The organism is Pedobacter gandavensis, from assembly GCF_032677645.1.
Taxonomy (GTDB): domain Bacteria; phylum Bacteroidota; class Bacteroidia; order Sphingobacteriales; family Sphingobacteriaceae; genus Pedobacter; species Pedobacter gandavensis_A.
Genome location: NZ_JAVTSB010000001.1, coordinates 71,569 through 84,042 on the forward strand (window position 1 = coordinate 71,569; position 12,474 = coordinate 84,042).

Sequence of the window (12,474 nt, forward strand, 5' to 3'; positions counted from 1 at the left end):
GGGAGTTTTTTGGTAAAAAGATACGGGTAAGAAAAGCAGTTACTTATTTGAAGATCGTTTCTAAAATAGCCATAGCCTGCTTCCACCAGAATAGCATCACCATACAGAGTACAACTATCGTTGCTGCAATTAAAAAGATTATTTTTTTATTTTTTGCTGGTTTACTCAATAAGGGTTGATCAAGAATAGGATCGGCATCGGCAAAAGCCCGCATCAGCGCTGATTCATTCTCTTCCTTCATCGTAGAAATCATCGCAAGAAATACAGCATACTCCCGTTTTAAATCAGTGTCTAGAATCAATTTGGCTTCAAACAGGGTTTTATCCTCATTCGTTAGCTGATTGAAGTAATATTCGTTGATTTCATCAAAATATTTAAAATTCAACTCTTCCATTCTAATGGTGATTAATTACTGATTTTTCATTCCTGTTTTTGTATTCCCGGACCTATGCAAATATGCTAAACAATGCAATAATTACCATTCTTAACGTACGATTTCTTTTTAGCGCTAAAGGCTCTGTCTCAGCCAGTAAAATACGCTTTAATCAGGGATATAAAAAAACTCCCTGAATCCTTTTTAAGGAAAGCAGGGAGTTTTACAACATCAGTTATAATGATTTATTTCTTTAAGGGAATCTCCTGAAGAACCTGTAGCAAATATCCCCAGAACTTCTGTACTGAAGAGATTTTCACACACTCATCTGGTGAGTGAGCGCCATGAATGGTTGGTCCAAAAGAAATCATATCCATACCTGGAAGATGGGCACCTAAAATACCACATTCTAACCCGGCATGACAAGCATTTACATTTGGTTCAGCGTTAAAAGTAGTCTGATATAATTTGGTCATTAACCTTAAAATATCGGAGTCTGCATTTGGTTTCCATCCCGGATAATCTCCGCTACGGGAAACATCACAGTCCATGTTTTCCAGGGCTGCTCCTACTGCAAAAGCGACATCATCTTTGGTACTTTCCACACTACTGCGTTGCAGCGATTGTGTGATAAATTCACCGCCTTTGATGATCACTCTGGCCAGGTTAGAAGAGGCTTCTACCAGGTCTTTAATGTCAGGGCTCATTCTGAACACGCCATTTGGCAAGGCATAAACCGCATTCACGATTTTTACGAAATCCTGTTTAGCCATCCCATGTTCCGGAAGCTCAGTTTCTTCGATGCTGATGTTCATTGCCGTTTCAATACTTTTATATTCTTCTGTTAATACCGCAGAAAAATCAGCGATACAAGCCAGGAAGATTTCTTTTTGTGCTGCAGGAACTGCGACAACCGATTTAGACTCGCGTGGAATTGCGTTTCTTAAACTACCTCCATCAACGGTACACAATTGTACGTCTGCGGCTTTAAGGGCTGTATTGAAGATACGGTTCATCAGTTTATTTGCGTTTCCTCTACCTTTATGGATATCCATTCCGGAGTGGCCGCCTAATAATCCTTTGATCGTGATCTGGTAAGCCAGATGATCTTTAGCTACCGGGATTTGTTTATAATTATAAATGCTGTTGGTGTCGATACCACCTGCACAGCCGATTGTTAACTCATCGTCTTCTTCGGTATCCAGGTTCAATAAAATGGTTCCTGTAAAGTTCGAAGGATCTAATTCTTTAGCGCCCGTCATGCCGGTTTCTTCATCGATGGTAAACATCGCTTCAATTGCCGGATGAACAATGGTTGAAGAGCCAAGGATCGCCATGATCGTTGCTACGCCAATCCCATTATCGGCACCTAAAGTTGTTCCATTAGCACGTACCCAATCGCCATCCACAAACATTTCGATACCCTGAGTAGCAAAATCAAAGTTGCGGTCGCCATTTTTCTGGTGAACCATGTCCAGGTGTGATTGCATGATCACCGTTTGTCTGTTCTCCATACCTGGAGTAGCCGGTTTCTTGATCACCACATTACCTGTTTTGTCCTGAATGGTCTCCAGCCCTAAGCTGTGGCCATACTGAACCATGAATTCAATCACACGTTCTTCTTTTTTTGAAGCGCGGGGCACTGCATTCAAAGCAGCAAAATTACTCCAAAGTTCCTGAGGTTCTAAATTTTTGACTTCCATTAAATCTCTTTGTTATTTGAGGCAAAGCTAGAAAAACCAGCCCAATAATCCTGCAAAGATCCCAATGAAAAGACAGGGCATAAAAAAAGACCGTACCGGTTGTTGGAAACAACCGGCACAGCCTTCAGATATTAAACAAAGTTTGTTTACGATTAATAGCCTGGATTTTGTACCAGGGAGGTGTTCTTATTCATTTCATCTCTACTGAAAGGTCTGAAATAGATTTTATCCAGCCAGATGCGATTTTCCTGCGCCGTCTCTATCGTTGGCGTGTAGGTATAATCATAAATTGTAGGATCATATTTGTACTTACCAGCCAGGGTCTTACCTGGTTTAAAGGTACCTTTTACCTTGATGTAATCAGTTTTTCTACCCAGGGTAGCTTTACCGATCAACCAGCGACGCGCATCATGGTAACGTTGTTCTTCGTACACCATTTCAATTCTACGCTCATGACGGTAAACTGCTTTTAACCCATCTTTATCTGTTGCCGTTACTGCAGGCATTCCCGATCTGAAACGGATTTTGTTTAACCATTGTGTGGCAATCCCCAATTGATTCAGTTCGATACTTGCTTCAATATAGTTCATCACGGCTTCGGTATATCTAAAGAAAGGCCATGGGATAAACTGAGGCATATTGGCATCGATAATATTCGGATCAGGGTCTGTGAATTTATGGAAGTAATAACCCGTCCAGCTACCATTCCAGCTTTCAATAGGACCGGAACGCGTATCCAAACCTTTAGCGGTGATTGTCTTACCATCCACGATCAGGTCATACTCACCGGTTTGAATCTGGCTTGCAGGATCAACATCACCGGATATTTTATTCCTTGGTTTCCAATCAGCGCCATCATACAAGACTGTTGCATAAAAGCGTGGATCACGATTCACATAAGGATTCGCTTTTTGAGCAGAGTTTGACCAGCTGAACTTTGAACCATCGGTCATTTCATAATCATCTACCAACAGGCCGATTGGCGTATTTCCGGCCCAGTTACGGTAACCATTCGGGCCATTTGCTCTGCCTAAACGCATGTCACTACGGTCTACAAAATACCTTGCCAGAATTAACTCTGAGGCCGCAGCAGCATCCATATTTAGTGCTTTACTACCTCCGCCCATGGCAAGACTTTTATAATTGATACGACCCTGTGCAGCGGTTGCCGGAGCAACAAGATCTAATTTGTAGCCATGTCCGGCATCCATTACTGCTTTTGCCGCATTCTGAGCCAGTAGCCATCGTTGAGATTGGTTGGCATCATCCTCATAAGCCAATAATGGCAATATCGCTGGAGTCAGCGGTTGTCCACCACTTATCTGCAGGGACTGAAGTCCTACTGTGGTGTGTAAATCACTGGCCGCATAGAGTAATACCCTTGATTTCAAGGCTAAAGCAGCCAATGCGCTACTTCTTCCTTTATCCATCAGTGTAGTACCTAATAATCGCTGTGCGTCATCACAATCTTTGATGATAAAGTCAGTACATTCTTTATAAGATGCTCTTTTCACATTAAAATCATCTGTAAGTACATACACTTTGGTAATCAAAGGAACACCGCCATAATATCTTAGCAGCTGATGATAGAAATAGGCACGCATAAAATGTGCTTCTCCCAGCAACCTGTCTTTTAAAGCTTTATCAGTGATCCCGTTATCTGCGGCGCCTAATCTTTCGATAGTCATGTTACAGGAACGGATTCGGTTGTACATTTTCACATACTTCCAGGTATCGTCTACCCAACCTAGTGTGGATGGGTTAATGGTACTGGAATTGACCAGGTCAATCCCCCTTGTTGGGTGGGTAAACATAGACTCATCAGACACTGAAGAGAGCATTTGCTCTGAAAAACCACCGTCATTTAAGCCACTGTAAATATCGGTTACGAAAGCCTGAGCTAAAGCACCATCTTTCCATATCAGTTCAGAATCAATCTTATCTGGTGGATCTACCGTCAGGAAATCCTTCTTGCAACCTGATGCCAGGATTGCCATTACTGCAACTGTGAGTATATATTTATTTCTGATTGTTGATTTCATCGTTCTATATTTTTTGGTCCTGATCCATTAAAAAGTAACTTTAACACCGGCACTGATTACCCTTGCCTGTGGGTAATATTGTGAGCTGGAATTGGTAGATTCCGGATCCCAGATTTTAATCTTATCCAGGGTAGCCAGGTTCAATCCGCTTACGTAAAACCTTAAGCCGATTAGGCCTAGCTTTTTAGTGGTTTGCTCTGTCAAAGAGTAACCTAATTCCACGTTTTTCAGGCGGATATAATTGTTACTGCGAATCCAGTAGGTATTATTGGCTGCTTTGTTGGTATCGGTATAATAAGTCTTTCCACGGTCGGATAAACGTGGGAATTCAGAACTTGGATTGTCAATCGTCCAGCGGTTTTTATAAGACCATTCCAGGAAGTTTCCAATTTCACCAGACTCCGTTAAGCCTACAATCTGAACACCACCAGTAGCACCTTGTATCAGCACCGAAAGGTCGAAGTTTTTATATTGCAGGTTTAAGTTTAATCCACCGGTAAAGGTTGGAACATTGGTTTGGTCTAGCCTCACCTTATCGTCTGCATTGATGACACCATCACCATTGACATCTTCGAATTTCATGTCGCCTGGCAATAAGGCCTGGGTAATGTCGCTATAGCTGATTTTATTGGCATTAATTTCTGCCTGATCTCTAAACACACCAGCGTATTTATAGGCCAGTTGAGTTCCGGTTGGGCGTCCGGTAGAACGTTGCCATTCGGGAGCTCCCGGAGTTTCATCCCAATACACGATTTTGTTTTTCGCATATCCTCCGTTTACACTTACACCATATCCAAATTCACCAACCTGGTCATTATAGCTCAACTTAAATTCAAAACCTCTGTTGTCTACTTTCCCCAGATTTACCGGTGGCAATTTCTCAGAGATTCCTGAACTTTCAGGTACCGAATTACTTTTGTTGATCAGAATTTTGGTTCTTTTGTTATAGAAATAATCAAATTCGAAGGCCAGCTTATTATCCAGGAAGGAAGCATCTAAACCAACATTCAGGTTATTTGCCACTTCCCAGGTAAAGTTAGGATTGGGTACGCTTGCCTCATATATAGTCTGGGTAAACTTGTCGTTGATCACATAATTTGAAAAGCCAGCTGTACTCAGGTATTGATATTCTGCCAATGCGGAATTAATATAAGCTTCTGCACCCATTTGTCCCCATGAAGCTCTAAATTTCAAGTTGTTTACAAAGCTCACATTATCTTTGAAGAAAGACTCTTCAGACATACGCCAGCCTACAGATACCCCAGGGAAGAATCCGAAACGTTTTTCCGGTGGGAAGATGTAAGAACCATCTACTCTCCAAAGAAATTCTGCCAGATACTTTTCCTTATAGTTGTAACCTACACGACCAAAATAACTTAAACGTGCTCTTTTGTAAAGGTTATTAGGTTCAGCCGTTGGATTTCCAACAGTCTGCTCCTGATCTCCACCCGCCAGTAATTCTTCTAAAGCAGTAGAAATAAAATACCTTCTCGAAGCATTAAACCCATCATTATTGACTTTTTCGCTGGTCACACCTGCCATTAAAGCCAGACTATGCTCACCAAATTTCTTGTCGTAGTTGACCATCGAAGTTAAATTGATAGCGGTTTGTCCGCCAGCCGTTTCAGATAAACTAGGATCTAAACGTTCAGAACTTACTGTACCAACTAATACTGGTGTTACCCCATCAGCTTCGAAGGAACGTTTATCCCAGGAATAAAGCGTCCATGGAGTTTGCCATCTTTTTACACGACCGGCAAATTTATCAATAGCTGCCATTCCTGTTACTTTCAAGCCTTCAATGCCCGGGATTCTGATCTCCACCTTACCATTAGTCTGGAAATAATCTCTTTTATCTTTTAAATAGCCCGTTTGATCGGTTGTGGTCACATAAGGGTTATAACCGTACTCAATTGCTGGCCCTGGTAATCCATTTGGCCAGACTTCAATCTCTGTAGGTTTCCCACGCATGATCATTCTAAAGATATCTCCGGCACCTACGGTAGGGAAATTTCTCAATTCCTCTCTTGCGGTAATCCCCAATGTGGTGGTGATATATTTATTCAGATTGGCTTCGAGGTTAATCCTCATGTCGTATTGTTTGTAGCCGGTAGCAGATTTCTTATAGTAACCATCCTGATCCAGGTAGCCCATAGAAACGAGGAATCTCATATTTTCTCCACCTCCGGTTAACTGTACATTGTGTCTTTGTTGTGGCGACCATTGTTTAAGCGTAGTGTCAAACCAATCTGTATTTGGGTAGCGTAAGGGATCAGATCCATCACGGAAAGCCTGCATTTCAGCTGGAAGATAGGCCGCATTAATAGCAGGTTTACCATCAGTTCTGTTGTAAACACCCGTATTTTTCAGGGCTTGCCATGCAGCTCCCCATTGATCGACCGGTAAATCAGAACCCGAGATCTTAAACTCATTTAAAATCTCCGCATATTGAGGGGAAGTAGACATTTTTGGTGTCCGTGTTGGTTGTTGCAAACCATAAGAATAGTCGTAGGAGAACTGTGGTTTACCCGATTTTCCTTGTTTAGTAGTGACAAGAATAACCCCATTCGCAGCTCTGGAACCATAAATGGCAGCAGAAGCATCCTTCAAAACGGAAACACTTTCGATGTCGTTAGGGTTTAGTCGCTCTAATCCACCAGTCCGGTTTGGCACCCCGTCAATTACAACCAGGGCTTCATTATTTCCTAAGGAGTTGATCCCACGAATACGGATGGAAGAACCGTCAAATCCAGGTTCACCACTAGATTGAATGGCGGTTACCCCCGGCATACGTCCCGCTAAGGAGTTGGAAAGATTTGCTGTTGGCGATTTTGCCAGTTCAGAACCTTTTACAGAGGCAATTGCACCAGATACGGTCGCTTTCTTTTGCGTACCATAACCAACAACTACAACTTCTGAAAGGTCTTCAGCTTTTTCAGACATGGTCACATTGATGACCGGTCTGTTATTTACCGGAATTTCCTGAGTTACATAACCCATATAGCTAAATACAAGTGTTCCATTATCCGGAACTTTAATGCTATATCTTCCGTTTGCATCGGTAGTAGCACCGGCTGCTCCGCCTTTAAGCTTGATACTCACCCCCGGAACACCCCCTCCTTTTGCATCAGAAACCGTTCCTTTAACGATCACTTCTGCCATTTCTGAATTTTGTGTACGGATGACTACCAGTTGATTTTCCAGCGTTTGAAATTTCAAGCCTGTACCTTCTAAAAATATCCTCAAGGCATCGGCTACGAGGATATCACTTTTAACCATGGTAATACTTTTATGAAGGGGAAGGTCAGCTTCGCTGTATAACAGTCTGAAATTACCTTTCTTTTGGAGGATGCTCAAGGCATCCTTTAACTTCACCTTTTTCAGGTCGAGATCGACCTTAGTATATTGTGAATAAGTAGATGCCGAAACTTGCAAACACAAGACGAACGACAAAACAAAGCTCCAGTTTAACATCAATAGAATTTTTTTTCGGGAAAATCCGGTACATAGAACTTTATTGCACAGTTCTTTTTTTTTCATAGATTTGTCAATTTCAAAGTTAAAAATCTGATAATGGTAGTTTTAACTACCGCTTGAAGGTTGGGAAAGGGGGAAAATGTTGGCGCATTTACTCCCTTTTTTTGTTAGTAAATAATTACGTCATCTGCTTTTTGTTTAAAGTGAAATGGTTTGATTAATTGCATGGCGGTTAAGGCCTCTTTAATATTTTCATTTTTAAGTACTCCGGTAAAGCGGTAATCTTTAGGAATGGTTGAACCTAGTTCAATATGTACATTAAACCAGCGCTCTAAACGAGGTTTTAAGTCTTGCAGGGATTCATTCTGAAACACCAGCATATTGTCTTTCCAGGAAGTTTCTTCTATATATTCTGATCCGGCGATGCGGACAGGTACAATGTGCTCCACGATTAAGTCTGGCGCAACGTTCTCCGGCTGATTTCCTTTTTTATTGAGGTTGTTTTTATGCTGTGTGGCCGTAGCAAACTTTTCTGAAGGTTTCAGGATGACCTTTTTTGCTGGCTGGTTGTTCATACACAATTCTATAGAACCTCTCAGCAGTGTGGCCTCCGTTCCAGCCTCTTTAGCATAGGCTTTTACATTGAAAGCCGTTCCCAATACTTTTACGGATAGCTCTCTGGTACGTACAATAAAGGGTTTGTTGCGGCGGTGCGATACATCGAAAAAGGCTTCTCCCTCCAGATAAACCAGTCTTTGTTGTTCATCATCGAGCTGACTGTCATAAGAAAGGCTGCTTTCCCCATTGAGCCATACCAGTGTACCATCAGGCAGTAAAATCTTTTTACGAGTCCCTTTGCCATTGACTACCTGAGTATCAAATTCCTTTGCATTATTTTTCAGGTAAAAAAAGGAAGCCATGGCAATGATGAAAACTCCACAGGCAATACCAAGAAGGCTATAGTTGTTTTTAATCCAGGAGTTGAGATTCCGTTCCATTTTCGGAACGATGGATGTGTCATTGGCGGCGGCTGCCTTTTCTTTAGCAGATACATTTGGAAGATCAGCGGCATCGCTTCTGATTACCGGGGGTTTAAATCCAAGTTCTTCCTTGAATTTCAGTTTATGAGCCAGGTAAAAAGCATCTAATGCGCCCTCGTCCATACCTGCTATATCTTCGCGTTGAGCCCAGATTTCAGCAACAACTTCGTCAAAATACTGCGCATCGGGAAAGGAAGTCAGGAGTTTCTGTAACTCTTCCAGTTCACGCGGCGTAGCCTCATTGGCCTGTTTCCGGGCCAACAGTTCTATGATTCTGTTATTATCCATAAGGATGGTTCGTTCTGAAGTTTATATTGGTTGTAGGTATAGGACAATATTTTTCAGAAAACTCCCTAGTCGATTCGCAAAAAAAAATAAAATAAATTAAAGGAGGTACGTTTCCATCTGTAAGACAACCGCCAGTTTTTTTAATGCGGTTACCAAATGGGCGTCAACAGTTTTGACGGAAATCTTTAAAAGAGTGGCCGTTTCTTTATAGCTGAGCCCATCTTCTTTGATCAATTTGAACACCATTTTACATTTATCAGGCAGGGATTGGGTAGCCCGTTCCAATCTTTTCTTAAGCTCGCCATTGATCAGCAACTGTTCCGGGTTCAAAGAATCCAGTACCACTTCAACCTCAATATCATCAATAGAAACGATTTCATGCCGCGAATGCTTGTTGAGTACATTCAAAGAGAGGTTGCGTGCAATCACCAGGGCATAAACTTTTACATTCTCTACTTCCGTTAAGGTCTTTCTGTTTTTCCAAAGCGTAATCATGACATCACTAGCCACTTCTTCCGACAATTCTTTAGATTTCAACAGACAATAACTGAAACGGTATAATACCGGAAATAAACACTTGAAGAACTGCTTGTAGGCGATTTCACTATCATACAAGGCAATGTGACTAATCAGGTTATTTAAGTCGGATGAATGTTTGGACATGCTGGTTTAGTTTGGTTTACTTTGGTTAATTCAAATGTAACATTTTTACGATACCATCCAAATCTTTCTATCTTTACCTAAAATAGAACTTTCTGAGTTTAAAACTGTTACTTGTCCTAATCTATAGTGTTATTTGTACATTAACAAGGAAATAATTAAATGTATAAACAAGCCATATTATTTTATAAGACCAGCTGGCCGGGATTGATATTCATGCTCATTTTCGGCTTTTGCCTATTATTCGGCTTCTTTAAAGCCGCCGCACCGGACCTGTTTTATGAAAAAGAAACGGGAATAATTGATACCGCAAAGATTGGTATGGGTTATTATCAAAACAACCACACTATTTCTATAAGGTTGCGCGAAAAAGAAAGCCAGCTGCAACAAGATTATCCGATGTGGTGGTATGCACCCCATCCGACAGCAAAGGACTTAAAATCCGGAACCCTTATCAGCGTTTACAAGAAAAAAGGATCGGATCGGTTTTATGGAATCAGTACGTCAGAAAAGACCATTCAGCCTGCCTGGTTCGATATTTTAACCCGCTATTTCAATACAAGGCTTAATTTATTCCTGATGATTGGTAGTCTGATTCTGGTAGCGATATACCATTACCGGGAACTGATTAAAAACACGTATTTATGGTTTCCGTATGCGACCGGAATTTTGGTGCTTCTCGTTTTCTGGGGTTATCTAAATGCGATCATCTTCCTGATCGTGGCCGCCATTCTTTTGAAGTATATTTTGAAAAAAAGAAAAGTCAGCATAATCAGCAATCCTGTGGTTACAGCGAGTAGTCCGGTAGAGCCTGGTTAGAAAATAATATCCGGCAAAAACTTAGGCAACAAACTACCTGGCAACCAATTGATTTGGAAGTATTTTGCAATTAATGTAATTTTGTATACCGCTAAAGGAGAAATCAATACCAACCACACTTACATGAGGACGAGGAAAGAGAAAATACCTGTATTAATACAGGTAATGTATGGTACTGTAATCGCCCTGAGCTTTTTTAGATTGGCATTAGCCATCCCCGGCGATCTGAGACTAGTCAATTCTTATACTGAGTTAGTCAATTCTCTAACCAGTGCCTCATTTTTCAGGTTGCTGTTTCTGCTCCTGACCTTGTTGCTGATTTTACAGGAATGGGTGATGCAGGAACAGGTAAAGCAGTCGTCGAAAGCACCCAATCCATGGCAGTATTTCCCGCAGCTATTGGCTTTATTTTGTCTTTCCCAACTATTTGTCGCATTAGAAACACTCAATCTGAAATATTGGTACGCAGCAGCATTGGGTTATACCCTCTGCAATATTGCTTATTTCTACTGGACTAACCGGGAGAAAAACCCCGCCATCAATGCCATTCATTATGTAAGGTATCTGCTACAAATCTTCCTGCTGGAGATATTTTTCTTTATCATTCCAAATGATTTCATCTGGACTTTTTACCTCATTGCCGTATTACTCTGCGCTTACCTGCTGATCTTCTTCTCCTGGCTGAGTAAAGTGCTTATTTTATATTTCCAATTGCAGGAAATTCCGGAAAAACAGGAACCACAATCTGCCTTAAATAATCTGGTTCAGGATCAACACGCCAATTAAGCCAATTACCGCGACCAGTGTTTCCATGACCGACCAGGAGCGAATGGTCTCTTTAATACTCAGGTTAAAATATTCCTTAAACATCCAGAACCCGGGGTCATTGACATGAGAAAACATGAGACTTCCGGCACCAATGGATAACACCATCAATTCAGGGTTTACATTAGAGTTGATCATGAGCGGTGCAATAATCCCTGCCGCTGTTAGGCCTGCCACCGTAGCTGAACCCAGACAAACACGGATCACCGCAGCAATCAGCCAACCCAAAAACAAGGGTTCTATAGACAATCCAGCCAATACGTCTCCAATTTCCTGACTCATTCCACTATCTGAAAGGATTTGTTTTAATGCGCCTGAACCCGCTATAATCAACAGAATCATGGCAATATCTTTTACCGCATCCCCGTAAATCCCCATCACTTCTTTCATCTTTTTCCCCGTTTTAATTCCCAGCGTAAAGGTGGTTACACAAAGGGTGAGCAACATCACGATAGAAGGTTCTGCTAAAAATCCGGCAAAGCTTGTGAGGCTTGGTGAATCTTTAAACAGCAAGACACATACCGTGGTAATGGCCATGACAATGACCGGTAATAAAGCGGAAATGAAACTGTTCCAGGCACCAGGAAGCTGATCTTCCGGCAGGTCTTCAGATTGAAAAGTTTTTAAAGGTATGGCGACGATACCTTTTAAAGTCCTGGCGTATAAAGGTCCGGCAATTACGATTGCAGGGATAGCCAGTAGAATTCCGTAAAGCATAGTCATACCCATATTGGCATGAAACTGTAGCACCAATGCGGCCGGAGAAGGATGAGGCGGTAAAAAGCCATGTGTTACCGATAAAGCCGCCAGCATCGGTAGCCCCAGATACACTGCAGGCAGTTTATACTTGTAAACCACCGAAAATATCAGGGGTACCATCAATACAAAACCTACATTATAAAACAAGGGAATCCCGATGATAAACCCTGTGGTCATTAATCCCCATTGGATGTATTTACGCCCAAAAATCTTCATCATAACCGAGGCTATTTTTTGCGCAGCCCCACTTGCGGCAACCAGTTTACCCAGCATGGCACCAAATACGATCACCATCACCAGAGATCCAAGGATATCTCCTACCCCTTTTTGCAAAGATTTAGTAATGCCTGATAAGGGAATGCCCAATAATAATCCGGCTAGGATTGATACTAAAAGAAAAGCAATGAAAGCGTTCACTTTCCCCCAGGTAGTGAGTAAAACAAGTAATAAAATACAACCTACAACGATAAATATGGTCATGAATAAAC

At 41.6% G+C, this 12,474-nt stretch carries 9 protein-coding genes; 2 read left to right on the forward strand and 7 right to left on the reverse strand.

Going from position 1 to position 12,474, the window contains the following annotated elements; genetic code table 11:
• Window positions 1-43: 43 nt before the first annotated feature.
• The 6 genes from R2Q66_RS00240 to R2Q66_RS00265 all read right to left on the reverse strand — a co-directional run bounded on the left by R2Q66_RS00240 (window position 44) and on the right by R2Q66_RS00265 (window position 9,586).
• Window positions 44-394 carry a hypothetical protein gene (locus tag R2Q66_RS00240; RefSeq protein WP_316745747.1) on the reverse strand — a complete coding sequence of 117 codons (351 nt, stop codon included), beginning with the start codon at window positions 392-394 and terminating at the stop codon, window positions 44-46.
• A 224-nt stretch (window positions 395-618) separates the two neighbouring features.
• Window positions 619-2,076 carry an aminoacyl-histidine dipeptidase gene (locus R2Q66_RS00245; RefSeq protein WP_316745751.1) on the reverse strand — a complete coding sequence of 486 codons (1,458 nt, stop codon included), beginning with the start codon at window positions 2,074-2,076 and terminating at the stop codon, window positions 619-621.
• Between the two features lie 152 nt (window positions 2,077-2,228).
• A complete protein-coding gene (locus R2Q66_RS00250) occupies window positions 2,229-4,118 on the reverse strand; it encodes a RagB/SusD family nutrient uptake outer membrane protein (RefSeq protein ID WP_316745753.1) in 1,890 nt (629 codons plus the stop codon).
• A gap of 27 nt (window positions 4,119-4,145) precedes the next feature.
• Window positions 4,146-7,658 carry a TonB-dependent receptor gene (locus R2Q66_RS00255; RefSeq protein ID WP_316745755.1) on the reverse strand — a complete coding sequence of 1,171 codons (3,513 nt, stop codon included), beginning with the start codon at window positions 7,656-7,658 and terminating at the stop codon, window positions 4,146-4,148.
• A 104-nt stretch (window positions 7,659-7,762) separates the two neighbouring features.
• A complete protein-coding gene (locus R2Q66_RS00260) occupies window positions 7,763-8,923 on the reverse strand; it encodes a FecR family protein (protein WP_316745756.1) in 1,161 nt (386 codons plus the stop codon).
• A gap of 96 nt (window positions 8,924-9,019) precedes the next feature.
• Window positions 9,020-9,586, reverse strand: coding sequence for an RNA polymerase sigma-70 factor (locus R2Q66_RS00265; protein WP_316745758.1), 567 nt, complete (start codon window positions 9,584-9,586; stop codon window positions 9,020-9,022).
• 159 nt (window positions 9,587-9,745) lie between these two features.
• Here R2Q66_RS00265 and R2Q66_RS00270 point away from each other — a divergent pair, with 159 nt between their 5' ends.
• Window positions 9,746-10,402, forward strand: a complete 657-nt coding sequence (locus R2Q66_RS00270; RefSeq protein ID WP_316745760.1) for a hypothetical protein — start codon at window positions 9,746-9,748, stop codon at window positions 10,400-10,402.
• Between the two features lie 48 nt (window positions 10,403-10,450).
• Complete coding sequence (locus R2Q66_RS00275) at window positions 10,451-11,188, forward strand: hypothetical protein (RefSeq protein WP_316745761.1); 738 nt, start codon at window positions 10,451-10,453, stop codon at window positions 11,186-11,188.
• Here the strand turns inward: R2Q66_RS00275 and R2Q66_RS00280 are convergent.
• Window positions 11,153-12,466 carry a gluconate:H+ symporter gene (locus tag R2Q66_RS00280; RefSeq protein ID WP_316745763.1) on the reverse strand — a complete coding sequence of 438 codons (1,314 nt, stop codon included), beginning with the start codon at window positions 12,464-12,466 and terminating at the stop codon, window positions 11,153-11,155. The genes R2Q66_RS00275 and R2Q66_RS00280 overlap by 36 nt on opposite strands.
• Between the last annotated feature and the right edge of the window lie 8 nt (window positions 12,467-12,474).

Bases quoted from the DNA above. Each gene is read 5' to 3' on its own strand.
- R2Q66_RS00245 (WP_316745751.1), bottom strand. From the start codon at position 2,076: ATGGAAGTCAAAAATTTAGAACCTCAGGAACTTTGGAGTAATTTTGCT.
- R2Q66_RS00250 (WP_316745753.1), bottom strand. From the start codon at position 4,118: ATGAAATCAACAATCAGAAATAAATATATACTCACAGTTGCAGTAATG.
- R2Q66_RS00280 (WP_316745763.1), bottom strand. From the start codon at position 12,466: ATGACCATATTTATCGTTGTAGGTTGTATTTTATTACTTGTTTTACTC.
- R2Q66_RS00255 (WP_316745755.1), bottom strand. From the start codon at position 7,658: ATGAAAAAAAAAGAACTGTGCAATAAAGTTCTATGTACCGGATTTTCC.
- R2Q66_RS00260 (WP_316745756.1), bottom strand. From the start codon at position 8,923: ATGGATAATAACAGAATCATAGAACTGTTGGCCCGGAAACAGGCCAAT.
- R2Q66_RS00240 (WP_316745747.1), bottom strand. From the start codon at position 394: ATGGAAGAGTTGAATTTTAAATATTTTGATGAAATCAACGAATATTAC.
- R2Q66_RS00270 (WP_316745760.1), top strand. From the start codon at position 9,746: ATGTATAAACAAGCCATATTATTTTATAAGACCAGCTGGCCGGGATTG.
- R2Q66_RS00265 (WP_316745758.1), bottom strand. From the start codon at position 9,586: ATGTCCAAACATTCATCCGACTTAAATAACCTGATTAGTCACATTGCC.